The organism is Pseudomonas sp. UBA4617, from assembly GCF_002386445.1.
Lineage (GTDB): Bacteria > Pseudomonadota > Gammaproteobacteria > Pseudomonadales > Pseudomonadaceae > Aquipseudomonas.
The window spans coordinates 1-21964 of the sequence record NZ_DGIR01000015.1; the positions used below are offsets into that span (position 1 = coordinate 1).

Annotated in this window: 25 protein-coding genes; 10 read left to right on the forward strand and 15 right to left on the reverse strand. The window is 62.9% G+C overall.

What is annotated here, in order from left to right; all coding sequences use genetic code 11:
• Nucleotides 1-2439: valine--tRNA ligase (locus B4L76_RS05555; RefSeq protein WP_296231091.1), on the forward strand; the 2439-nt coding region annotated here is incomplete at its 5' end.
• Nucleotides 2440-2600: 161 nt separating this feature from the next.
• A complete protein-coding gene (gene rlmF / locus B4L76_RS05560; protein ID WP_296231092.1) occupies nt 2601-3551 on the forward strand; it encodes a 23S rRNA (adenine(1618)-N(6))-methyltransferase RlmF in 951 nt (316 codons plus the stop codon).
• Between the two features lie 50 nt (nt 3552-3601).
• On the opposite strand, the gene B4L76_RS05565 is transcribed toward rlmF, so the two are convergent.
• Nucleotides 3602-3883 (reverse strand): HU family DNA-binding protein, encoded by a 282-nt coding sequence (locus tag B4L76_RS05565; RefSeq protein WP_112250800.1) that lies wholly within the window; start codon nt 3881-3883, stop codon nt 3602-3604.
• 371 nt (nt 3884-4254) lie between these two features.
• On the opposite strand from B4L76_RS05565, the gene yejK reads away from it, so the two are divergent.
• A complete protein-coding gene (gene yejK / locus B4L76_RS05570; RefSeq protein WP_296231093.1) occupies nt 4255-5262 on the forward strand; it encodes a nucleoid-associated protein YejK in 1008 nt (335 codons plus the stop codon).
• A gap of 27 nt (nt 5263-5289) precedes the next feature.
• On the opposite strand, the gene B4L76_RS05575 is transcribed toward yejK, so the two are convergent.
• Nucleotides 5290-5556, reverse strand: a complete 267-nt coding sequence (locus B4L76_RS05575; RefSeq protein WP_296231121.1) for a GIY-YIG nuclease family protein — start codon at nt 5554-5556, stop codon at nt 5290-5292.
• Nucleotides 5557-5734: 178 nt separating this feature from the next.
• On the opposite strand from B4L76_RS05575, the gene B4L76_RS05580 reads away from it, so the two are divergent.
• Nucleotides 5735-6511 carry a hypothetical protein gene (locus B4L76_RS05580; protein WP_296231094.1) on the forward strand — a complete coding sequence of 259 codons (777 nt, stop codon included), beginning with the start codon at nt 5735-5737 and terminating at the stop codon, nt 6509-6511.
• Here B4L76_RS05580 and B4L76_RS05585 read toward each other — a convergent pair.
• From B4L76_RS05585 to B4L76_RS05595, 3 genes are all read right to left on the reverse strand, one after another.
• The gene (locus tag B4L76_RS05585) at nt 6490-6975 is read right to left on the reverse strand and encodes a nuclear transport factor 2 family protein (RefSeq protein ID WP_296231095.1); all 486 of its coding nucleotides are present in this window, start codon (nt 6973-6975) and stop codon (nt 6490-6492) included. The genes B4L76_RS05580 and B4L76_RS05585 overlap by 22 nt on opposite strands.
• A gap of 97 nt (nt 6976-7072) precedes the next feature.
• Nucleotides 7073-8353, reverse strand: coding sequence for a CynX/NimT family MFS transporter (locus B4L76_RS05590; RefSeq protein ID WP_296231096.1), 1281 nt, complete (start codon nt 8351-8353; stop codon nt 7073-7075).
• Nucleotides 8354-8365: 12 nt separating this feature from the next.
• Entirely contained in the window at nt 8366-9016 is a 651-nt protein-coding gene (locus B4L76_RS05595; protein ID WP_296231097.1) for a FadR/GntR family transcriptional regulator, read from the reverse strand.
• A 157-nt stretch (nt 9017-9173) separates the two neighbouring features.
• On the opposite strand from B4L76_RS05595, the gene B4L76_RS05600 reads away from it, so the two are divergent.
• The gene (locus B4L76_RS05600) at nt 9174-10328 is read left to right on the forward strand and encodes an alkaline phosphatase family protein (RefSeq protein ID WP_414707166.1); all 1155 of its coding nucleotides are present in this window, start codon (nt 9174-9176) and stop codon (nt 10326-10328) included.
• A gap of 60 nt (nt 10329-10388) precedes the next feature.
• Here B4L76_RS05600 and hisC read toward each other — a convergent pair whose 3' ends face one another.
• The 10 genes from hisC to B4L76_RS05650 form a co-directional block, all read right to left on the reverse strand.
• Entirely contained in the window at nt 10389-11438 is a 1050-nt protein-coding gene (gene hisC, locus B4L76_RS05605; protein WP_296231099.1) for a histidinol-phosphate transaminase, read from the reverse strand.
• Between the two features lie 2 nt (nt 11439-11440).
• Entirely contained in the window at nt 11441-12766 is a 1326-nt protein-coding gene (hisD, locus tag B4L76_RS05610) for a histidinol dehydrogenase (protein ID WP_296231100.1), read from the reverse strand.
• A gap of 126 nt (nt 12767-12892) precedes the next feature.
• Nucleotides 12893-13528 carry an ATP phosphoribosyltransferase gene (gene hisG, locus B4L76_RS05615; protein WP_023382134.1) on the reverse strand — a complete coding sequence of 212 codons (636 nt, stop codon included), beginning with the start codon at nt 13526-13528 and terminating at the stop codon, nt 12893-12895.
• A 117-nt stretch (nt 13529-13645) separates the two neighbouring features.
• Nucleotides 13646-14911, reverse strand: a complete 1266-nt coding sequence (gene murA, locus B4L76_RS05620; protein WP_296231101.1) for a UDP-N-acetylglucosamine 1-carboxyvinyltransferase — start codon at nt 14909-14911, stop codon at nt 13646-13648.
• 23 nt (nt 14912-14934) lie between these two features.
• Complete coding sequence (locus B4L76_RS05625; protein WP_003255121.1) at nt 14935-15174, reverse strand: BolA family protein; 240 nt, start codon at nt 15172-15174, stop codon at nt 14935-14937.
• 117 nt (nt 15175-15291) lie between these two features.
• Entirely contained in the window at nt 15292-15594 is a 303-nt protein-coding gene (locus tag B4L76_RS05630; protein WP_296231102.1) for an STAS domain-containing protein, read from the reverse strand.
• A complete protein-coding gene (locus B4L76_RS05635; protein ID WP_296231103.1) occupies nt 15591-16238 on the reverse strand; it encodes an MlaC/ttg2D family ABC transporter substrate-binding protein in 648 nt (215 codons plus the stop codon). Before B4L76_RS05635 ends, B4L76_RS05630 begins: the two co-directional genes overlap by 4 nt.
• Nucleotides 16239-16247: 9 nt before the next feature.
• Nucleotides 16248-16733 carry an outer membrane lipid asymmetry maintenance protein MlaD gene (mlaD, locus tag B4L76_RS05640; protein WP_170028411.1) on the reverse strand — a complete coding sequence of 162 codons (486 nt, stop codon included), beginning with the start codon at nt 16731-16733 and terminating at the stop codon, nt 16248-16250.
• Nucleotides 16733-17530, reverse strand: a complete 798-nt coding sequence (gene mlaE / locus B4L76_RS05645) for a lipid asymmetry maintenance ABC transporter permease subunit MlaE (RefSeq protein ID WP_225780547.1) — start codon at nt 17528-17530, stop codon at nt 16733-16735. The genes mlaD and mlaE overlap by 1 nt, the downstream gene beginning before the upstream one ends.
• Entirely contained in the window at nt 17530-18339 is an 810-nt protein-coding gene (locus B4L76_RS05650) for an ATP-binding cassette domain-containing protein (RefSeq protein ID WP_296231104.1), read from the reverse strand. The genes mlaE and B4L76_RS05650 overlap by 1 nt, the downstream gene beginning before the upstream one ends.
• A 249-nt stretch (nt 18340-18588) precedes the next feature.
• Between B4L76_RS05650 and B4L76_RS05655 the strand changes: the two genes are divergently transcribed.
• From B4L76_RS05655 to lptB, 5 genes are read left to right on the forward strand one after another with little or no spacing between them, the layout of a single operon-like run.
• Nucleotides 18589-19563, forward strand: a complete 975-nt coding sequence (locus B4L76_RS05655; RefSeq protein WP_289133961.1) for a KpsF/GutQ family sugar-phosphate isomerase — start codon at nt 18589-18591, stop codon at nt 19561-19563.
• A gap of 12 nt (nt 19564-19575) precedes the next feature.
• Complete coding sequence (locus B4L76_RS05660) at nt 19576-20100, forward strand: KdsC family phosphatase (protein ID WP_225780545.1); 525 nt, start codon at nt 19576-19578, stop codon at nt 20098-20100.
• An 8-nt stretch (nt 20101-20108) separates the two neighbouring features.
• Entirely contained in the window at nt 20109-20681 is a 573-nt protein-coding gene (lptC, locus tag B4L76_RS05665; RefSeq protein ID WP_296231105.1) for an LPS export ABC transporter periplasmic protein LptC, read from the forward strand.
• Entirely contained in the window at nt 20668-21192 is a 525-nt protein-coding gene (gene lptA / locus B4L76_RS05670; RefSeq protein ID WP_015269063.1) for a lipopolysaccharide transport periplasmic protein LptA, read from the forward strand. Before lptC ends, lptA begins: the two co-directional genes overlap by 14 nt.
• A complete protein-coding gene (lptB, locus tag B4L76_RS05675; protein WP_012270657.1) occupies nt 21193-21918 on the forward strand; it encodes an LPS export ABC transporter ATP-binding protein in 726 nt (241 codons plus the stop codon).
• Nucleotides 21919-21964: the final 46 nt, after the last annotated feature.

Genomic DNA, 21964 nt, shown 5'->3' on the forward strand with positions numbered 1-21964 from the left:
CGCGAGCGCTTCACCATGGACGACGGGCTGTCCGAAGCGGTCAAGGAAGCCTTCGTGCGCCTGCATGAGGACGGCCTGATCTACCGCGGCAAGCGCCTGGTCAACTGGGACACCAAGCTGCACACGGCCATCTCCGACCTCGAAGTGGAAAACCACGACGAGAAGGGCCACCTGTGGAACCTGCGCTACCCGCTGGCCGACGGCGCCAGGACCGCCGAAGGCAAGGATTACCTGGTCGTCGCCACCACCCGTCCGGAAACCCTGCTGGGTGACGCCGCCGTGGCGGTCAACCCGAACGACGAGCGCTACCAGGCCCTGATCGGCAAGTTCGTCGAGCTGCCGCTGGTCGGCCGTCGCATCCCGATCATCGCCGACGATTATTGCGACCCGGAGTTCGGTACCGGCTGCGTGAAGATCACCCCGGCCCACGATTTCAACGACTACGAAGTCGGCAAGCGCCATAACCTGCCGCTGCTGAATATCTTCGACAAGAACGCCTTCGTGCTGGCCAGCGCCCAGGCCTTCAACCTCGACGGTAGCGTCAACGAGCAGGTCGACACCCGCCTGCCGGCCCAGTATGCCAACCTCGACCGCTTCGTCGCGCGTAAACAGATCGTCGCCGACCTGGACGCCCAGGGCCTGCTGGTGAGCATCGATGACCACGCGCTGAAGGTGCCGAAAGGCGACCGTTCGGGCACCGTCATCGAGCCGTGGCTGACCGACCAGTGGTACGTCTCCACCAAGCCGCTGGCAGAACCTGCCATCGCCGCCGTGGAAGATGGCCGCATCCAGTTCGTGCCCAAGCAGTACGAGAACATGTACTTCTCCTGGATGCGCGACATCCAGGACTGGTGCATCAGCCGTCAGCTGTGGTGGGGCCACCGCATCCCGGCGTGGTACGACGAGGCCGGCCAGGTCTATGTCGGCCGCAACGAGGAAGAAGTGCGCGCCAAGCACAACCTGGGCGCCGACATTGCCCTGCGCCAGGACGAGGACGTGCTCGACACCTGGTTCAGCTCGGGCCTGTGGACCTTCTCCACCCTGGGCTGGCCGGAGCAGACCGAATTCCTCAAGAAGTTCCACTCCACCGATGTGCTGGTGACCGGCTTCGATATCATCTTCTTCTGGGTTGCGCGCATGATCATGCTGACCATGCACCTGATCAAGAACGAGGACGGCACACCGCAGGTACCGTTCAAGACCGTGTACGTGCACGGCCTGGTGCGTGACGGCCAGGGCCAGAAGATGTCCAAGTCCAAGGGCAACGTGCTGGACCCGCTGGATATCGTCGACGGCATCACCCTCGACGCCCTGCTGGAAAAACGCACCAGCGGCATGATGCAACCGAAGCTGGCCGAGAAGATCGCCAAGCAGACCAAGGCCGAGTTCCCGGAAGGTATTGCCAGTTACGGCACCGATGCCCTGCGCTTCACCTTCTGCTCGCTGGCCTCCACCGGTCGCGACATCAAGTTCGACATGGGCCGCGTCGAAGGCTACCGCAACTTCTGCAACAAGATCTGGAACGCCGCCCGCTACGTGCTGGACAAGGGCGAGGACTGCGGCCAGAACGGCGAAGCCGTCGAGCTGTCGCTGGCCGACCGCTGGATCATCTCGCAGCTGCAGCGCACCGAAGCCGAAGTGACCCGCCAACTGGAACAGTTCCGCTTCGACCTGGCCAGCCAGGCACTGTACGAGTTCATCTGGAACCAGTACTGCGACTGGTACCTGGAACTGTCCAAGCCGGTATTGTGGGACGAGAACGCGCCGGTCGAGCGCGCCCGTGGCACCCGCCGTACCCTGGTGCGCGTGCTGGAAGTGGCACTGCGCCTGGCGCATCCGTTCATGCCGTTCATCACCGAAGAAATCTGGCAGCGCATCGCGCCGCTGGCGGGCATCAGCGGCAAGACCATCATGCTGCAGCCATGGCCGGTGGCCAATGAAAGCCGCATCGACCCGGCCGCCGAAGGCGATATCGAATGGCTCAAGGAGCTGATGGTCGGCCTGCGCAACATCCGCGCCGAGATGAACATCGGCCCGGGCAAGCCGCTGCCGCTGTTCCTGAAGAACGCCAACGCCGACGACCAGCGTCGCCTGCAGGAAAACGAAGCCCTGTTGAAGAAGCTGGCCAAGGTCGAGTCGTTCACCGTGCTGAGCGATGCCGACGAAGCACCGCTGTCGGCCACCGCCCTGGTCGGTGACCTGCAGGTGCTGGTACCGATGGCCGGCCTGATCGACAAGGATGCCGAGCTGGCGCGCCTGAACAAGGAAATCCAGCGCTTGCAGGGCGAAGTGGCGCGTGTCGGCGGCAAGCTGTCCAACGCTGCCTTCGTCGACAAGGCACCGCCTGCGGTGATCGAGAAGGAACGGGCCAAGCTGGCCGAGTCGGAACAGGCCCTGGCCAACTTCACCGAGCAGCACGCGCGGATCGCTGCGCTGTGACAATCTGTTAAACCGTTGGGCCGCTATGCGGCCCTTTCGCGACACAAGGCCGCTCCTACAGGGGATGGCGCCGGTTTGAGAGGCGCCGCTATCCTGTAGCAGCGGCCTTGTGTCGCGAAAGGCTGCAAAGCAGCCCCCGGCCAGCAACACCGGACCCAACCATGACCGACAAACCCACCCTGCACCCGCGCAACCGCCACCAGGGCCGCTACGACTTCCCCAGCCTGATCAAGGCCCACCCTGACCTCGCGCGCTTTACCATCACCAACCCCCACGGCAAGCCCAGCATCGACTTCGCCAACCCCGAAGCCGTGCGGGTATTCAACCGCGCCCTGCTCAAGGCCCAGTACGGTATCCAGCACTGGGACATCCCTGCCGACTACCTGTGCCCGCCAATCCCCGGCCGTGCCGACTATATCCACGTGGCCGCCGACCTGCTGGCCGACGATAACGCCGGCGAGGTTCCCAAAGGCGCGCAGGTCCGCGCACTGGACATCGGCGTCGGCGCCAACTGCATCTACCCGCTGCTCGGCCACAGCGACTACCGCTGGCGCTTTCTGGGTTCGGACATCGACCCGGTGGCCCTGGCCTCGGCCAAGGCCATCGTCCAGGCCAACCGCCTGGACAAAGCCATCACCCTGCGCCAGCAGGCCAACCGTGCACACATCCTCAGCGGCCTGCTGCGGGACGACGAACGCTTCGACCTGACCCTGTGCAACCCGCCCTTCCATGCCTCACGCGACGAAGCCACCCGCGGCAGCCAGCGCAAGTGGAAGAACCTCGGCAAGCAGGACCCCAAGCGCAAGCTGCCGGTGCTCAACTTCGGTGGCCAGAACAATGAACTGTGGTGCGAGGGCGGCGAGATCCGTTTCGTCACTCAACTGGTTGGCGAAAGCGTGCAGTACGCAGAACGCGTGCTGTGGTTCACCAGCCTTGTGTCCAAGGCCAGCAACCTGCCTGGGATCGAGGCCGCGCTGAAAAAGGCAGGCGCCAAGGCCGTGCGTATCACCGAAATGGGCCAGGGGCAGAAACAGAGCCGCATGGTCGCCTGGAGCTTTTTCGACGATGCAGCGCGCCAGGCCTGGCACACCCGGCGAAAACAACAGGCATGAAAAAACCGCGCCCGGGCAAGCCGGGCGCGGTTTCGTCAAAGCTTCAACAATTACTTGTTGATGGCGTCGGTCAGCACTTTGGCCGGAACGAACTTGACGACTTTCTTGGCAGCGATTTCGATGGCGGCGCCAGTCGAAGGGTTGCGGCCGGTGCGGGCAGGACGCTCGGTGACTTTCAGCTTGCCGATGCCTGGCAGAGTGATCTCAGCGCCGTTTTCCAGCTGGTCAGCAACGATCTGGCCCAGTTGCTCCAGAGCGTTCTTGGCGGTGGCTTTAGGCGCGGCGATCGATTCGGCGATGTCGGCAATCAGTTGGTCTTTGGTCAATGCCATGGTGGTGTTCCTTCCCTATCAAATTCGATGGTTATGCAGCGGGCTAACGACGTTATCGGGCCAGCCCCTGAAAGTGGAGGGCCGCGCCAATCGCGTATGTAGATACGCAAATCGGCGTTTGGTTCGACACGACGGCAGCACGTTGCCAGCAATGCGCCACGTGCTGGGCGCAAGACCGCGCAAAGCTACCACAGGAACGGATAAATATCCGCTGCGCCCTTCGATTAAATGCAGGTTTTTCGGGGGTTTTAGCCTCCAACGCGGAAATTTGAACAAAAAACGAACAACCGGCATTTCTGCCAACATCCGGCCACTGCATCACCTGGCGTCTGGGGTAAACTTGGCACCTTTTGCAGCCCGCCGAGAATTCCATGCCAATCCGTCATTGCATCGTTCACCTGATCGACAAAAAGCCTGATGGCAGCCCCGCCGTGCTGCATGCCCGCGATTCCGAGCTGGCCGCCTCCGATGCCATCGAAAACCTGATGGCCGACCTGAATGACAGCTACAACGCCAAGCAAGGCAAAGCCTGGGGTTTCTTTCACGGTGAGTCCGGCGCCTACCCACTGAGCGGCTGGCTGAAGCAGTACCTTGACGAAGAAAAGGATTTCACCGCCTTCAGCCGCGTAGCCGTGGAGCACCTGCAGAAGCTGATGGAAGAGTCCAACCTGTCCACCGGCGGCCACATTCTGTTTGCCCATTACCAGCAAGGCATGACCGAGTACCTGGCGATCGCCCTGCTGCACCATAGCGAAGGCGTCGCAGTGAACGCCGAGCTCGATGTGACGCCTTCGCGCCACCTTGACCTGGGGCAGTTACACCTGGCGGCGCGCATCAACCTGTCGGAATGGAAGAACAACCAGAACTCCAGGCAGTACATCTCGTTCATCAAGGGCAAGAACGGCAAGAAGGTCTCGGACTACTTCCGCGATTTCATCGGCTGCCAGGAAGGTGTCGACGGCCCGGGCGAAACCCGCACCCTGCTCAAGGCCTTCAGTGACTTCGTCGAGAGCGAAGACCTGCCGGAGGAATCCGCTCGCGAAAAGACCCAGACCCTGGTGGACTACGCCACCACCCAGACCAAGCTGGGCGAGCCAGTGACCCTGGAAGAGCTGTCCAGCCTGATCGACGAGGACCGACCGAAGGCGTTCTACGACCACATCCGTAACAAGGATTACGGTCTGTCACCGGAAATTCCCGCGGACAAACGCACCCTCAACCAGTTCCGTCGCTTCACCGGGCGTGCTGAAGGGCTGTCGATCAGCTTCGAGGCGCATCTGCTGGGGGACAGGGTGGAGTATGACGAAGCGGCCGGAACCTTGATCATCAAGGGGCTGCCGACCACCCTGGTGGACCAGCTGAAGCGGCGCAAGGACTGATGCTCCAAGGGGCTGCCGCGCAGCGTCCTAGGGCGCCGAAGCGCTGTCATAGGCGGCCACCAACGCCTCCTTGGCCGACTTGCGCAGTCGCTTCACCAGCCGTTCCTGGCGCAACGCCTCGCCCTTGTCCGGCCATTGCTCCATGTACACCAGCGCCTGGGCCGGGCTGGTCTTGAAATAACGTGCGCCCTGCCCTTTCTGGTGCGCCAGAAAGCGCCGCTGCGGATCATCGCTGACGCCGCAATACAACGAACCGTTGGCAGCCCGTACCAGGTAGACATACCAGGGTTTCATTGCCTGATCCGGCACTTGTTCACTCACGACGCCTGCTCTTTTCATCATTAGTTTGGTGGGCCCACTCATCGAGGGCTTCATCATGCTTGTTTCGCTTCCCCACATCGGCTTGGGTGCCGTACTGCTTGTGGCTGCATTCGCCACACAGGCATCGACTGGCGCGGCAACCGCCAGACAGATGCAAAACAACTACGACGCCACCCCAGCCCAGTGCGAGGGCAAAGCCGTACCGGCCCACGCCTGTTCGGGTGTGCTGCTTCGCTCGACCAAGCCGTCACCGCACTACCACACCTGGCATCATAGCCAGAACAGCAAAGACAAGGGCGGCGTATCGTTCTCCTACCTGCGCAGCGATATCCCCACGACCCGGCTGGCTGCCGATGGCCGTAGCGGCTTCACCCTGTACCCGATTCTGCAACGCCCGCAAGGCTCCCTACGCTACGAAATGCTGTGCGCCTGGCCCACGGACGGCGACACCTGGGAACGCGATACTCGAGGCTGCGGCGATAACCGGCAAACAGCCGAAACCGAGGTAGCCTGCCATGAACAGGGGGTGCTCACCGCCGAGCAATGGATGGCGCGCTTCAGGCAGAGCGGGGATTATAAACGCCAATGCGCCTTCGACATCCGCCGCGCGCGGGTGCCGGAACGGGCTGAGGCCTTCCATCAAAGCCTGCGCGCCAAACAATTGTTCGCCCACGAGCTGCCGTTTCCCTGGAACGAAGTAGTGATTGGCGCCTGGGACGAGGCGAGCGCCAGTCGCCTGCCGATCCAGTCGTTTTTCCACATCGAGGGTGCGTATGGTGCGCTGCAGCAAGCTCAGGCCGAGCAAAAGGACTGGCACCAGACTTATGGCAGTTTCATTCCGGTGATTCGTATTCGGCTACCGGACACGGCCAATGAGCGTGCCACCTTCAGCTACCACGACAGTGATCAGGCAGTGGCGCTGCCCTGAGCATGCTGATACGCCCGCAAGCCCTTGAACGCTTGCTGGCGTACCTTGTTCTGTACCAGTGGCGACCAGCCAAGCAGTAGACCTGGAACACCCAGTGCCTGCCGCGACCAGCGCCACAGGTCGAAGGTGTCGTCATGCTGGCAGATCAGCCCATCGCGGATCACGAAACGCGCCTGGATATCGTTGACCACGGTGCGGCCGGTCTGGCTGAACAGGTAGGTGGCGACCCAGTGTGCACCACCACTGCGCTCATCAGCGCGCACGCCGTCGAACGCCAGGGTGAAATCCTGCGCCCGGGTGGTGAGCATCCGCCACATGTCACCAGCGTCCTTGCCGCGCAAGGTTCCGAATACCGGGTCGCTGAAGACGATATCGTTGCTGTAGCAGGCCACCATGGCCTCGGCGTCAAGGCGCTGGAAGGCCTGGTAGAAGCGGGTGATGAGTTCGCGGTTGGCGTCGCTCATGAGGGCTGGTCCGTCCTAGGGTCGAAAGCAGCACGATAATCTGCCCTAAAGGCTTATACCAGTACCCACGAAGAGGCCGGTACTGGCATGTTCACCTTCAAACCCTCTCGCTGGTCACCCGTACATGCAAAGCCCGCCCAGCCCCCAGCCCGAATACGATGGCGCCGAGCCCCAGCACGGCAAAAATCCAGCCTACGGCGGCCCAGCCCCCGCTCAGATCATGCACCAGCCCGACCGCAAACGGCCCCATCGACGCCAAGGTGTAGCCCACGCCCTGGGCCATGCTCGACAGGTTGGCTGCCACATGCGCGTCTTTCGAACGCAGCACGATCAAGGTCAGCGCGAGGGCGAAGGTACCGCCCTGCCCCAGGCCCAGCAGTACCGCCCAGCCCCACAACCCGGAAATCGGCGCGTACAGGCATCCGAACAAGCCAGCCAGCGTGGTCAGCATGACCAGCACGATGGCCAGCCGCTGGTCCTTGCCGCGGGTCGCCAGCCACGGCGCACTGAGCGAACTGGCCAACTGCACGATCACCGACCCTGACAGCACCAGCCCCGCCTCGGTCGGGCTCAGGCCACGGCCAATCAGGATCGACGGCAACCAGCCAAACACGATGTAGGCCAATGACGACTGCAGCCCCATGTACAACGTCACCTGCCACGCCAACGGATCGCGCCAAAGCCCCCGCACCCGATAGGACACCTTGTGCACGCCATGCCCCTGGCGTGCCTGGGGCAGCCAGACCAGCATGGCCAGCAGGGCCGGCACTGCCCAGAAGCCCAGGCCCAGCGCCCAACTGCCGTCGAAATGCTGCGCCAGCGGGACCGTGGCGCCCGCGGCCATGGCCGCGCCCAGGCACAGCGCCATGGTGTACACGCCGGTCAGGGTGCCGGCGTGCTGCGGGAAGTCGCCCTTGACTATACCCGGCAACAGCACGCCGATGATGCCGATGCTGGCCCCGGCCATCAGGCTGCCGAGGAACACCCCGACGACGCCCAGGCTACTGCGCACCACGATGCCCAGCGCCAGGGTGACCAGGATCCCAAGGATTACCCGTTCGCTGCCGAAGCGGCGTGCCAGTAGCGGCGCCAACGGGGCGAACAAGCCCAGGCACAGCACCGGCAAGGTGGTCAGCAAGCCGGCCTGCGAAGCGTTCAGCCCCAGGCCTTGGGACACCTGGCCCAGCACTGGCGCCATGCTCGACAACGCCGGGCGCAGGTTCAGCGCCACCAGCACCAGGCCGAGCAACAGCAGCCAGGGCCGCCGCAGCAGCACGGGTTGCAGCTGGACTTGCTCATCGTCAGCCTCGGCGTCGATCAGCAGCTCATCGAGCTCCCGTTCGGGGGACAGGGTTTTGCGGGTGATTGATTCAGCCATGGCGTTCTCGGATCAGGATTCGATGAGGGTACGGCTCAGGTGCTTGGCCCGTTCTGCGTCACGTTGCTCGACGGCATTGAGGATCTGCCCATGCAGGTCGAACGTGGCCTGGCAGCGCGGCACAGTCGTCATGTTGTGTTGCAGCGCGGCAGCTACCACGCCGGAAAAGTAGCGATACAGCTCGCTGAGGGCCGGGTTGTGGGCGGCGTCCACCAGCCGTTGGTGAAAGACCAGGTCGCAAGCCACGTAGGCAGCGATGTCCCGATGAAAATGCCCGGCACTGACTGCCAGGGCATCACGCAACGCCTGTAGGTCGGCATCGGTACGCCGCAGTGCAGCCAGGCCGATAGCCTCTGCTTCCAGAATGTGCCGGGTTTCACGGGCATGTTCAGGTGAACAGCGTGACATCGCCTGCACGGCCTGCAGCGGATCCTGGGCCGTGCGCAGGTAACTGCCATCGCCCTGGCGAATCTCCACCAAGCCGCTGAATGCCAGCACACGCATGGCCTCACGCACGGTATTACGGCTGATGCCCAGCTCCACGGCCAGCACCGGTTCGGTGGGCAGACGTTGGCCGATTTGCCAGTCGCCCTGGAGGATACGTTCGCGCATGCGCTCGACGGCCAGCTCGACCAGTGAGCGCCTGGTCAGTTCACTGTTCATTTCACTCAACCAATCATCCGATGAATTGGGGAAGCTTAATGGAAAGCCTTCCGCCCAGCAATTCAACTGGCATTTCTACCAGTTGCCAACGCCCGGGGTTGTTGCAACGCTTCATCCCGACCTCATCAAGGCATGACTTATGTCGATCAGGAGAACCATACGCTGGACCGCCCTGCTGCTCGCTACACTGCTGGTCAATGGCTGCGACGGCAAACCGCTGCAAACGCAACCCAAGACGTTGGTCATCGGCATGGACGGCGTCCAGCTTCAACACTACGAACAGCTGGGTGACGATACCAACCTGCGCAAACGCCTGCTCTATGGCAAGGCCTATGCCGGCGGTATAAACGGCCGCGCCAGCGAGCAAGCCACCGTCAGTGGTCCGGGGTGGGTCACCCTGCTGTCGGGGGTGTGGGCCAACAAGCACCAGGTTGTTTCCAACTCGGAAGCCTTGCGGATCACCCCCCGTTTCCCCAGCCTGTTCAAGCGGCTCCGTGACGCACTGCCGAATGCCTACCTCGCCAGCGTGATCAACTGGTCACCGATCAACACCGCTTTTCTGCTGGTGGACGCGCAAGGCAACAATGTTCGCGAAAGCGGTTTGAGTGATGCACAGGTCACCGCGCGAACCCTGCAGATTCTCGGCAATACCCCGGCCGACTTCACTTTCATCCAGCTCGATGAACCCGATCAGGCCGGCCACGCCGGCGGTTTCGGACCGGCCTATCAGTTAGCCTTGCGCGAGGCTGACCAGCGGCTGGGGCTATTGCTGGACAAGGTGGAGGAACGTGCCAACGAGCATCCGCAAGAAGACTGGCTGGTAATCGTCTGCACCGACCACGGTCGCGATGAGCAGGGCAGTGGCCATGGCGGCGTGACCGAGCAGGAAAAGACGGTCTTCATCGCCAGCAACAAACCGTTGAATGAAGAGCTGAACCAGCCAAGCATTCCAGAGGACAATCCGGGCCCGAACAATTTGTATGGCTATGCGGCGCAGGTGTCGCTGGCGCCGACCGTGCTCAGGCACATGGGGCTCGACCTGCGCCCGGAATGGATGCTCGATGGCACGCCACTGTTGGGAGCTACGGGCGTGCGCAAGGCTCGGGCGATCGAAAGCGAAGGCAAGTTGTTGTGGAACAGCGACTCGCAAGGGACCGTGACCATTCACAAAAACGGCCAGGTCGTTGCCAACGTGCAGGCTTTCCTGCAGCAGTGGACCGATCCCGAGGGGATGCGCCAGGCCAACGACTATGTGCTTGAACTTGATGAGACGCCGGTAGCGGTACGCACCCGGCCAGCCAGCACGCATTGAGTACTCAGCTGTGGGTATGCCCTGCAGGGGCGAGTGGCTCAGCCCTGCAGGACACCAGGCTCAGCTCAACGCATCGATCAACGCCTGGTTCATTTCCGGCGTGCCAATGGTGATGCGCAGGAACTGGGCGATCCGCTCCTGCTTGAAGTGGCGCACGATCACGCCTTGCTCGCGCAGGCGTGCCGCCAGTTGGGCCGCATCCTGCCCAGGGTGGCGGGCGAAGATGAAGTTCGCGGCCGATGGCAACACTTCGAAGCCTTTGGCAAGCAGTTGTCCGACCAGCGCTTCACGGCTGTCGATCACCTTGCGGCGGGTAGCTTCGAAGTAGGCCCGGTCCTCGAAGGCAGCTGCAGCGCCCACGATTGCCATGCGATCAAGCGGGTAGGAGTTGAAGCTGTTCTTGATCCGCTCCAGCGCCTCGATCAGGTCCGGATGGCCGACTGCCAGGCCAACACGCAGGCCAGCAAGCGAACGTGACTTCGACAGGGTCTGGGTCACCAGCAGGTTGTCGTAGCGGTCCACCAGGCTGATGGCGGTCTCGCCGCCGAAGTCGATGTAGGCTTCGTCCACCACCACCACCGAATCGCGGTTGGCTTGCAGCAACTGTTCGATCGCCTGCAGCGGCAGCAGGCAACCGGTCGGTGCGTTAGGGTTGGGGAAGATGACCCCGGCGTTGGGCCTGTTGTAGTCGGCAACGCGGATCTGGAACTGCTCATCCAGCGCCACCTGCTCGAACGGAATGCCATACAGTCCGCAGTACACCGGGTAGAAGCTGTAGCTGACATCGGGGAACAGCAACGGACCACGGGCGTGCTGGAACAGGCCGTGGAAGATGTGCGCCAGCACCTCGTCCGAGCCGTTGCCGACGAACACCTGCGCCGGGGTTACGCCGTAGTACTCGGCCACCGCCTGCTTCAGCCGGTCACTGTTCGGGTCCGGGTACAGGCGCAGGTTGTCGTTCAACTCGCCATGCATGGCTTGCAGCGCCTTGGGCGACGGGCCATAGGGATTCTCGTTGGTGTTCAGCTTGACCAGACGCGCCAGCTTGGGCTGCTCACCCGGTACATAAGGCACCAGGTCCTTGACGAAGGGGCTCCAGAATCGACTCATGCTCAGTTCCCCTTCTCTTGGGTCAGGATACGGTATTCAGCGCTGCGGGCGTGGGCGGTCAGCGACTCGCCACGGGCCAGAACCGAAGCCGTGTGGCCCAGTTCGGACGCGCCCTGTTCGGAGCAGAAAATAATCGACGAACGCTTCTGGAAGTCATATACCCCCAATGGCGAAGAGAACCGCGCGGTACCGGAAGTGGGCAGTACGTGGTTGGGGCCGGCGCAGTAATCGCCCAACGCTTCGCTGGTGTGGCGGCCCATGAAGATCGCGCCGGCGTGGCGGATGTGCGGTAACCAGGCCTGCGGATCGGCTACCGACAGCTCCAGGTGCTCCGGTGCGATGCGGTTGGCCACTTCGATGGCCTGTTGCATGTCGCGCACCTGGATCAACGCACCACGGCCATTGACCGATTTTTCGATGATCGCGGCACGCTCCATGGTCGGCAGCAACTTGTCGATGCTGGCGGCAACACGGTCGAGGAACGCGGCATCCGGACTGACCAGGATAGCCTGGGCATCTTCGTCGTGCTCGGCCTGGGAGAACAGGTCCATGGCGATCCAGTCCGGGTCGGTCTGGCCGTCGCACACCACGAGGATTTCCGACGGGCCGGCGATCATGTCGATGCCCACCTGGCCGAACACGTGGCGTTTGGCGGTGGCGACGTAGATGTTGCCCGGGCCGACGATCTTGTCCACCTGTGGCACGCTTTCGGTACCGTACGCCAGCGCGGCGACGGCCTGGGCGCCTCCGACGGTGAACACCCGGTCGACACCGGCGATGCAGGCCGCCGCCAGCACCAGCTCGTTGACCTCGCCACGCGGGGTAGGCACCACCATGACCACTTCGGCCACACCGGCAACCTTGGCCGGGATGGCATTCATCAGCACCGACGACGGGTACGACGCCTTGCCGCCCGGCACGTACAGGCCGGCGCGGTCCAGCGGGGTGACCTTCTGCCCGAGCACGGTGCCGTCGGCTTCGGTGTACTGCCAGGAATCCTGCTTCTGCCGCTCGTGGTACAGGCGCACACGGTTGGCGGCCTTTTCCAGGGCTTCGCGCTGGGCCGGGGTAATGCGGGTCAGTGCCAGTTCCAGGCGGTCACGCTTGAGGATCAGGTCATCGATCGACTTGGCATCTACACCATCGAAACGCTGGGTGAACTCCACCAACGCCGCATCACCGCGCTCGCGCACAGCCTTGATGATGTCGAGCACGCGTTGGTTGACCGCGTCATCGGACACACTTTCCCAGCTCAGCAGATGATCCAGATGTCGGGCGAAATCCGGATCAGCAGCGTTGAGACGGGCAATTGCAGTGGACACGGTCATGGCGAGGGCCTCGATTAATGGCGAATGCTCAGGCGCCCTAGGCTACCAGTCCATCCGCGCGGGCACCCGAGAAAAATGGCTATGACGCGGATAGACGGGCGCGACAGCGAAGGTCGCGCGCAGGAGTCAACCGCGGTGTCGCGACTCGACTGCTTGGCGCAGCGTGTCGATCAGGCTCTGGATACGGGCGTGCTGCATTTTCATGGAGGCCTTGTTGACCACCAGGCGCGAGCTGATCGTGGCGATCAGTTCCTGCGGTTCCAGGCCGTTGGCGCGCAGGGTGTTGCCGGTGTCGACCACGTCGATGATCTTGTCGGCGAGGTTGATCAGCGGCGCCAGCTCCATCGAGCCATACAGCTTGATGATGTCGACCTGACGACCCTGTTCGGCGTAGTAGCGCTTGGCTACGTTGACGAACTTGGTAGCTACGCGCAGACGGCCCTTGGGCTCGGGTGCACCGACCACGCCGGCGGTCATCAGCTTGCAACGGGCAATCTGCAGGTCCAGGGGCTCGTACAGGCCCTGGCCGCCGTACTCCATCAGCACGTCCTTGCCGGCCACACCCAGGTCGGCGGCACCGTGCTCGACATAGGTCGGCACGTCGGTGGCACGCACGATCAGCAGGCGAACATCGTCCTGCGTGGTGGGGATGATCAGTTTGCGGCTCTTGTCCGGGTTCTCGGTCGGCACGATACCGGCTTCCGCCAGCAGCGGCAGGGTATCGTCGAGAATACGGCCTTTGGAAAGCGCGATGGTCAACATTGGAACGTCGGTCCTCAAGCGGCTACTGCCGGCCGGGCTACAAGCCCGACCGCATTCAATTCATCAGGCCCAGGCATGGAGTGGGTTGGCCACTACCGCGCCTGGGCCGGCAGACGACTAGCCCGGTACGCGACGGATCTTCGCGCCCAGCATCTGCAGTTTCTCTTCGATGCACTCGTAACCACGGTCGATGTGGTAGATGCGGTCGATCAGCGTATCGCCTTCGGCAACCAGTGCCGACAGCACCAGGCTGGCGGAAGCGCGCAGGTCGGTGGCCATGACCGGGGCGCCCTTGAGCGCTTTCACGCCGGTGACGATCGCGGTGTTGCCTTCGACCTGGATCTGCGCGCCCATGCGGTGCATTTCGTAGACGTGCATGAAACGGTTTTCGAAGATCGTCTCGATCACGGCGCCAGTGCCTTCGGCAATAGCGTTGAGCGAGATGAACTGCGCCTGCATGTCGGTCGGGAATGCCGGGTAGGGGGCGGTACGCAGGTTGACGGCTTTCGGCCGCTTGCCGTGCATGTCCAGTTCGATCCAGTCTTCGCCGGTGTTGATGTCGGCGCCGGCTTCCTTGAGCTTTTCCAGGACCGCTTCGAGGATGGTCGGGTCGGTGTCCTTGACCTTGACGCGGCCACCGGTCACGGCAGCGGCAACCAGGTAGGTACCGGTCTCGATACGGTCCGGCATCACCCGATAGCTGGCCGAGGTCAGGCGCTCGACGCCATCGATGACGATGGTGTCGGTACCGGCGCCCTGGATCTTGCCGCCCATGGCGTTGATGAAGTTGGCCAGATCGACCACTTCCGGCTCGCGCGCGGCGTTCTGCAGCACGCTGCGGCCCTTGGCCAGGGCCGCGGCCATCATGATGTTCTCGGTACCGGTGACGCTGACGGTGTCGAAGAAGAAGTGCGCACCGCGCAGGCCGCCTTCAGGCGCCTTGGCCTTGATGTAGCCGGCCTCCACTTCGATCTTCGCGCCCATGGCTTCGAGGCCACGGATATGCAGGTCGACCGGCCGCGAGCCGATGGCGCAGCCGCCAGGCAGGGCCACTTCGGCCTCGCCGAAGCGGGCGACCATCGGGCCCAATACCAGGATCGAGGCGCGCATGGTCTTGACCAGTTCGTACGGCGCGACCAGGGTCTTGATGGTGCGCGGATCGATCTCGACCGCCAGCTTTTCGTCGATCACAGGCTCGATGCCCATGCGCCCGAACAGCTCGATCATGGTAGTGATGTCGTGCAGGTGTGGCAGGTTGCCTACAGTGACCGGGCCGTCAGCCAGCAGGGTCGCCGCCAGGATCGGCAGGGCTGCGTTCTTCGCGCCCGAAATGCGGATCTCGCCATCAAGGCGAGCGCCGCCAGTAATAATCAGTTTGTCCATTGGAATCTCGCCGCCACGTTGGCTCAGGTGCGCTCAGCCCAGGCTGCGCTGCTGAAAAATTTCATGGTTACCGCATGGATGCTGCCATTGGCGATCCACGGATTCAGGTGAGCATAGATCGCCTGCTGGCGTTTGACCGGGCTCAGGCCAGCCAACTCGTCGCTGATCACGTTCAACTGGAAGTTGCAGCCTTCGCCTTCAACTTCGACCCGGGAACCCGGCAATTTCTCTTCAAGGAAGCTTTTAACTTCTACGGCCTGCATGCTCAACCTCAATCGGCGCCCGATGCGCACGGGTCGGCCATCATACAAAAAAGCCCCTCGCCTGCGAAGCCCAACGAGGGCTTCGCTGACCGAGGGGCCATCATTCCTGTCGCACCATCAGGTTGCCAGCACTTCGTCGAGGTCATAGACCTCGGCAATTTCGCGCATGTCGTCAGGCATATTGCGCACCTCGCAGCCCTTGCCAGCGGCCTGGGCATCACGCACGAAGGCCAGCAGCAAGGACAGGCCAACACTGGTGGAATGCTGCACCGCCGAGCAATCGAGCACCAGCTGTGCCTCGCGGCAGGCGCCGATCAGCGCCCTGCCCTGCTTGCGCAGGGCCGGCCCGCTGCGGTAGTCCAGCACACCGGCCAGGTGCAATACGCCCGGCTCGGCCATGCTAACAGCGGCCTCACTCATTTCACGGTCTTCTCTGGCGAGTTATCGGCGGCCTGCTTGGCCTTGGCCACTTCACCAGCCCAGCCGTCGATGGTCTTGTCCAGGTCGCCGCCGTTGCGCTGCATGGCGTCGGCAAACTGGTCGCGGAACAGCTTGCCGATGTTGATGCCATTGACGATCACGTTACGCACCTTCCACTCGCCGCCGATGTTTTCCAGGGTGTACTGCACCGGGTAGACAGCACCGTTGTTGCCGGTGACCTTCATGCCGACAGAGGCGCGCTTGCCGTCATCGGCCTTGGCCGGATCTACGACGATACCCTGGTTGTTGTACTCAAGCAGCGCGTTACCGTAGAACTGGAACAGGCTGCGCTTGAAGTTCTCCTGGAAGCGCTGCATCTGCTCAGGCGTGGCTTTGCGCGAGTATTTGACGGTCATGATGCTTCTGGAAATACCGTCGGCATCGACCACGGGCGCGAGGATCCGGTCAAGGGTGTCGTAGAAAGCTTGCGGGTTGGTCTTGTACTGTTCCTTGTTGGCCTTGAGCTCACCCAGCAGCTCGGTGGTGGTGCTCTGCACCACGTCGTGCGGCGACTGCGCGGCCATTGCCATCAGGGGGAAGGCCGCCAGCAGGACCAGCAGGCCACGTCGCAGGATCGAAATCATGGAAACTCCTCAATTTGCCGGTTGCGCTTCTTTCGGTTCCTTGCCAACGGAGTTGAGCAGGAACTTGCCAATCAGATCTTCCAGCACCAGTGCCGACTGGGTGTCATGGATGGTTGCGCCATCCTTGAGTACCTGTTCTTCACCGCCAACGCTGATGCCGATGTACTTCTCACCCAGCAGCCCGGCAGTCAGGATCGAGGCAGTGGAGTCGACCGGCAGGTTGTCCACCGACTTGTCCAGCTGCAACGTCACCCGACCGGTGTAGGAATCACGATCCAGGTCGATGGCGGTCACCTTGCCGATGGTCACTCCGGCCATGGTCACTTTAGCTCTGACCGTCAAACCGGCGATATTGTCGAAGTACGCATAAACTTTATAGGTATCGCTGCTCGGGCTGGCCGACAGGCCGCTGACACGCAGGGCCAGCAGCAGCAGCGCCAGGATCCCGGCCAGCAGGAACAGGCCGACACCGATTTCCAGGGTGCGGTTTTGCATCAGAAATCTCCAAACATCAAGGCGGTCAGAATAAAGTCCAGACCCAGCACTGCCAACGAGGCATAGACCACGGTCTTGGTGGTGGCACGGCTGATCCCTTCTGAGGTGGGCTCACAGTCGTACCCCTGGAATACGGCGATCCAGGTCGTGACGAAGGCAAATACCAGGCTCTTGACCAACCCGTTGAGCACATCGTCGGTGAACGAAACACTGTTCTGCATGTTGGCCCAGAACGAGCCCTCGTAGACGCCCAGCCAGTCCACGGCGACCCACGAGCCGCCCCAGATGCCGACCACGCTGAAGATCAGCGCCAGCAACGGCAGCGAGATGAAACCGGCCCACAGGCGCGGTGCGACGATGTACTTGAGCGGGTCGACGCCGATCATTTCCAGGCTCGACAGCTGCTCGGTCGACTTCATGTTGCCAATTTCGGCAGTCAGCGCGGAACCGGCACGGCCGGCGAACAGCAAGGCGGTCACCACCGGGCCGAGCTCACGCAGCAGGGTCAGGGCAACCATCTGCCCCACGGCCTGCTCCGAGCCGTACTTGGTCAGGATGCTGTAGCCCTGCAGCGCCAGCACCATGCCGATGAACACGCCGGACACGACGATGATCGCCAGCGACAGCACGCCTACCGAATACAGCTGCCTGGTCAGCAGCTGGAGGCCGCCACCGATGCCGCCGCGGCCGACCAGGGCATGGAACAGGAACAGGCAGGAACGCCCCAGCACCGCCAGCACGTCGATTGCCGAACGCCCGAGCAGGCGCACACGTTCGAGTAAGGATTTTCTGCGCATCAACGCGCCCCCAGCAGGTCGGCGCGGTAGTCAGGCGCAGGAAAATGGAAAGGAACCGGGCCGTCCGGATTGCCCTTCATGAACTGGCGAATGCGCGGGTTGTCCGAGCCCATCAGTTCGTCAGGAGTCCCCTGGCCCAGCACCTGGCCGTCACCCACTACATAGATGTAGTCGGCGATACTGGCGGTTTCCGCCAGGTCGTGGGAGACCACGATGCTGGTGATGCCCAGCGCATCGTTGAGCAGGCGGATCAGGCGCACCAGCACGCCCATGGCGATCGGGTCCTGGCCGACGAACGGTTCGTCGTACATGAGAATCTGCGGATCCAGGGCAATCGCCCGGGCCAGCGCTACCCGGCGCTTCATGCCACCGGACAGCTCGTCCGGCATCAGGTCGATGGCACCGCGCAGGCCCACGGCCTGCAGCTTCATCAGCACGATGTCGCGGATCATTTCGTCCGGCAGCTGGGTGTGCACGCGCAACGGGAACGCGACGTTCTCGAACACATCGAGGTCGGTGAACAGCGCGCCGCTCTGAAACAGCACTCCCATCTGCTTGCGGGCATCGAACAGGTCGCTGCGCGACAGGGTCGGCAGGTTCTGCCCGGCCACCCAGACCTCACCGCTGGAAGGGCGCAACTGCGCGCCCATCAGGCGCAGCAACGTGGTTTTGCCGCACCCCGATGGCCCCATGATACCTGTGACCTTGCCGCGCGGGATGCGAATGTCGACGTTGCTGAAAATGCTGCGCGAACCGCGTTTGAAGGTAACCCCCTTCAACTCGACCGCGTAGGCGCTATCCACACTCATCTAGACTCCTTGCTGATGCAGCCTCGTCCTAATGGACGCCGGCCTCCACCTGGAAGGCACACGCGCCCCTTGGCGGGCCGAATAGCGGCGAACTATAGCACCGCTGACAGCGTCGCCCCAAGGTCGGCAAACGACTCGTTCAGCCCAGTGACAGGCAGGCAGGATATTCGCCACGGCAATCGAAAGCGTGAGGGTTTCTTTCATTGCAGCTATAATCGCCGCCTTTTCATCAGGCATTGCTTTTTCGACATGAGCCAATCCAGCGAGCTGATCCAATCCGCCCAACGCACCCTGCGCCTGGAACTCGAGGCCGTAGAGGCCCTGCTGGCGCGCATCGACGACAATTTCGTCAAGGCCTGCGAACTGATCCTGGCCAGCAAGGGCCGGGTCGTCGTGGTCGGCATGGGCAAGTCCGGGCACATCGGCAACAAGATCGCCGCCACCCTGGCCAGCACCGGTACGCCGGCGTTTTTCGTGCACCCGGCCGAAGCCAGCCATGGCGACATGGGCATGATTACCCGCGACGACGTGATTCTTGCCCTGTCGAACTCTGGCAGCACCGCCGAAATCGTCACCCTGCTGCCGCTGATCAAGCGCCTGGGGATCAAGCTGATCAGCCTGACCGGCAACCCGGACTCGCCCCTGGCCCAGGCTGCCGAGGTCAACCTCGACGCTCGCGTCGAGCAAGAAGCCTGCCCGCTGAACCTGGCCCCCACCTCATCCACCACCGCATCGCTGGTACTCGGCGACGCCCTGGCCATCGCCCTGCTCGAGGCCCGCGGCTTCACCGCCGAGGACTTTGCCTTCTCGCACCCGGGTGGTGCGCTGGGTCGCCGTCTGCTGCTGAAGGTCGAGAACGTGATGCACGCCGGTGACGAACTGCCTCAGGTCCCGCGCGGTACCCTGCTCAAGGACGCCCTGGTGGAAATGTCCCGCAAGGGCCTGGGCATGACGGTGATCGTCGAAGCCGACGGCAAGCTGGCCGGGATCTTCACCGACGGCGACCTGCGCCGCAGCCTGGACCGCAACATCGACGTCCACACCACCCTGATCGACCAGGTCATGACCGTGCATGGCAAGACGGCCCGCGCCGAAATGCTCGCGGCCGAGGCCCTGAAGATCATGGAAGACCACAAGATCGGCGCCTTGGTTGTGGTAGACCGCGAGGACCGTCCGACCGGCGCCCTGAACATGCACGACCTGCTGCGCGCCGGCGTAATGTAAAGGAGCGATGGAATGAACCAGGACCTCATGCAACGTGGCAAGCACATCAAGCTGGCAGTGTTCGACGTGGACGGCGTGCTCACCGACGGGCGCCTGTACTTCCTCGAGGACGGCAGCGAATTCAAGACCTTCAACACCCTCGACGGCCAGGGCATCAAGATGCTCATGGCCTCGGGCGTGACCACCGCGATCATCAGCGGGCGCAAGACCCCGGTGGTCGAGCGCCGGGCGAAGAACCTCGGTATCCCGCACCTTTATCAGGGCCGCGAGGACAAACTGGTGGTGCTTGACGGCCTGCTCGCCGAACTGGGCCTGAGCTATGCTCAAGTGGCCTACCTCGGCGACGACCTGCCCGACCTGCCGGTGATTCGCCGGGTCGCACTGGGCATGGCGGTCGCCAGCGCCGCTCCATTCGTTCGCCAGCACGCCCATGGCGTGACCCAGGCACGTGGCGGCGAAGGCGCAGCCCGTGAATTCTGCGAACTGATCATGCAGGCCCAGGGCACCCTGGACGCTGCCAACGCCAATTACCTGTAAGGCTGCCCATGCTCAGCAAGAAAGCCCGCAACATTGCGCTGCTCGCAGTGATCGCCGCCCTGCTGGTGGCGATCGGCTACTGGAATGTCAGCCCGGAAAGCTTCCTCGACAAGCCGGTGGCCCAGACCGACGAAAGCGCCATCGACTACTATGCGGTGAACGCCCACAGCGTTCAGTTCCTGCCCGACGGCAAGCTGCAGTACGAAATGACCGCCGACAAGGTCGAACACCTCAAGGCCAGCGAAATCACCCTGCTGACCAAGCCGGACCTGCACCTGTACCGCGGCACCACGTTCCCGTGGCACGTGCAGAGCACCCGCGCCGAGGCCAACCCGGACGGCAGTGAGGTCGAACTGATCGACAACGTACGGGTTGCCCGCACCGACGAAAAGCAGCGTGAAACCATCATTACCAGCTCACGCATGACCGTGTTCCCGCAGAAGCAATATGCGCAGACCGAGCAAGCCGTTAGAATCGACGGCGCCGGTGGCACGACTACGGGTAAAGGAATGAAAGCGTATTTGAAAGAAGGCAAGATGGACTTGCTCTCTAACGTAAGAGGACAGTATGAGGCTCGTTAAAACCCTCCCCCTTTTGCTCAGCCTGAGCGCAGCACTGGGAAGCGCGAGCGCCCTCGCCCTGCCGAATGATCGTGACCAGCCTATCCGCATCCAGGCCGACAACGCCCACCTGGACGACAAGCAGGGCGTGGCTACCTACACCGGCGACGTGATCATCACCCAGGGTTCGATGATGATCAAAGGCAACACCGTGACTATCACCCGCTCCGCCTCTGGCGACATCGACGTGGTCACTTCGGTGGGCAACCTGGCCTACTTCGAGCAGCAGCAGAGCGCAGCCAAGCCGGACAAGATGAAGGGCTGGGCGGTCACCATCCAGTACCAGTCGCAGAAGGACATGGTGATCCTTACCGATCGCGCCAAGGTCGAGAACGAAGGCAACACCACCGAAGGCGAGAAGATCGTCTACAACACCCAGACCCAGGTGGCGACCGCTGGTCGTGGTGGCAACGTGACTTCGCCGCGTCAGCGTATCGACATGGTGATCCAGCCCAAGAAGAAGGCCGAGTAAATGGCAACCCTCAAAGCCCAGCACCTGGCCAAGAGCTACAAGGGGCGGCAAGTCGTGCGTGACGTCAGCCTGTCGATCGACAGCGGCCAGATCGTCGGCCTGCTCGGCCCCAATGGCGCCGGCAAGACCACCTGCTTCTACATGATCGTCGGCCTGGTCCAGGCCGAGCAGGGCCGCGTGCTGATCGACAACCTCGATGTCAGCCACCAGCCCATGCACGGTCGCGCCCGCGCCGGTATCGGCTACCTGCCGCAGGAAGCCTCGATCTTCCGTAAACTGTCGGTGGCCGACAACATCATGGCGATCCTCGAGACCCGCAAGGACCTCGACCGCGAAGGCCGGCGCAAGGAACTGGAAAGCCTGCTGCAGGAGTTCCACATCAGCCACATTCGCGACAACCTCGGCATGAGCCTGTCCGGTGGTGAACGCCGCCGCGTCGAGATTGCCCGTGCACTGGCGACCGCGCCCAAGTTCATTCTGCTGGACGAACCCTTTGCCGGTGTCGACCCGATCTCCGTCGGCGACATCAAGCAGATCATCCACCACCTCAAGGCCAAGGGCATCGGTGTGCTGATCACCGACCACAACGTCCGCGAAACCCTGGATATCTGCGAAACCGCCTATATCGTCAATGATGGCCGCCTCATCGCCGAAGGCGATGCCGAGACCATCCTGGCCAATGACCTGGTCAAAGAGGTTTACCTGGGCCACGAGTTCCGGCTCTGACCCCGGCACGCGCCTGGAGCACTGGCGATTCGCCCTGGAATGGGGG

Coding starts and splice junctions, on each gene's coding strand:
- rlmF (WP_296231092.1), top strand. CDS start 2,601: ATGACCGACAAACCCACCCTGCACCCGCGCAACCGCCACCAGGGCCGC.
- B4L76_RS05565 (WP_112250800.1), bottom strand. CDS start 3,883: ATGGCATTGACCAAAGACCAACTGATTGCCGACATCGCCGAATCGATC.
- yejK (WP_296231093.1), top strand. CDS start 4,255: ATGCCAATCCGTCATTGCATCGTTCACCTGATCGACAAAAAGCCTGAT.
- B4L76_RS05575 (WP_296231121.1), bottom strand. CDS start 5,556: ATGAAACCCTGGTATGTCTACCTGGTACGGGCTGCCAACGGTTCGTTG.
- B4L76_RS05580 (WP_296231094.1), top strand. CDS start 5,735: ATGCAAAACAACTACGACGCCACCCCAGCCCAGTGCGAGGGCAAAGCC.
- B4L76_RS05585 (WP_296231095.1), bottom strand. CDS start 6,975: ATGAGCGACGCCAACCGCGAACTCATCACCCGCTTCTACCAGGCCTTC.
- B4L76_RS05590 (WP_296231096.1), bottom strand. CDS start 8,353: ATGGCTGAATCAATCACCCGCAAAACCCTGTCCCCCGAACGGGAGCTC.
- B4L76_RS05595 (WP_296231097.1), bottom strand. CDS start 9,016: ATGAACAGTGAACTGACCAGGCGCTCACTGGTCGAGCTGGCCGTCGAG.
- hisC (WP_296231099.1), bottom strand. CDS start 11,438: ATGAGTCGATTCTGGAGCCCCTTCGTCAAGGACCTGGTGCCTTATGTA.
- hisD (WP_296231100.1), bottom strand. CDS start 12,766: ATGACCGTGTCCACTGCAATTGCCCGTCTCAACGCTGCTGATCCGGAT.
- hisG (WP_023382134.1), bottom strand. CDS start 13,528: ATGTTGACCATCGCGCTTTCCAAAGGCCGTATTCTCGACGATACCCTG.
- murA (WP_296231101.1), bottom strand. CDS start 14,911: ATGGACAAACTGATTATTACTGGCGGCGCTCGCCTTGATGGCGAGATC.
- B4L76_RS05625 (WP_003255121.1), bottom strand. CDS start 15,174: ATGCAGGCCGTAGAAGTTAAAAGCTTCCTTGAAGAGAAATTGCCGGGT.
- B4L76_RS05630 (WP_296231102.1), bottom strand. CDS start 15,594: ATGAGTGAGGCCGCTGTTAGCATGGCCGAGCCGGGCGTATTGCACCTG.
- B4L76_RS05635 (WP_296231103.1), bottom strand. CDS start 16,238: ATGATTTCGATCCTGCGACGTGGCCTGCTGGTCCTGCTGGCGGCCTTC.
- mlaD (WP_170028411.1), bottom strand. CDS start 16,733: ATGCAAAACCGCACCCTGGAAATCGGTGTCGGCCTGTTCCTGCTGGCC.
- mlaE (WP_225780547.1), bottom strand. CDS start 17,530: ATGCGCAGAAAATCCTTACTCGAACGTGTGCGCCTGCTCGGGCGTTCG.
- B4L76_RS05650 (WP_296231104.1), bottom strand. CDS start 18,339: ATGAGTGTGGATAGCGCCTACGCGGTCGAGTTGAAGGGGGTTACCTTC.
- B4L76_RS05655 (WP_289133961.1), top strand. CDS start 18,589: ATGAGCCAATCCAGCGAGCTGATCCAATCCGCCCAACGCACCCTGCGC.
- B4L76_RS05660 (WP_225780545.1), top strand. CDS start 19,576: ATGAACCAGGACCTCATGCAACGTGGCAAGCACATCAAGCTGGCAGTG.
- lptC (WP_296231105.1), top strand. CDS start 20,109: ATGCTCAGCAAGAAAGCCCGCAACATTGCGCTGCTCGCAGTGATCGCC.
- lptA (WP_015269063.1), top strand. CDS start 20,668: ATGAGGCTCGTTAAAACCCTCCCCCTTTTGCTCAGCCTGAGCGCAGCA.
- lptB (WP_012270657.1), top strand. CDS start 21,193: ATGGCAACCCTCAAAGCCCAGCACCTGGCCAAGAGCTACAAGGGGCGG.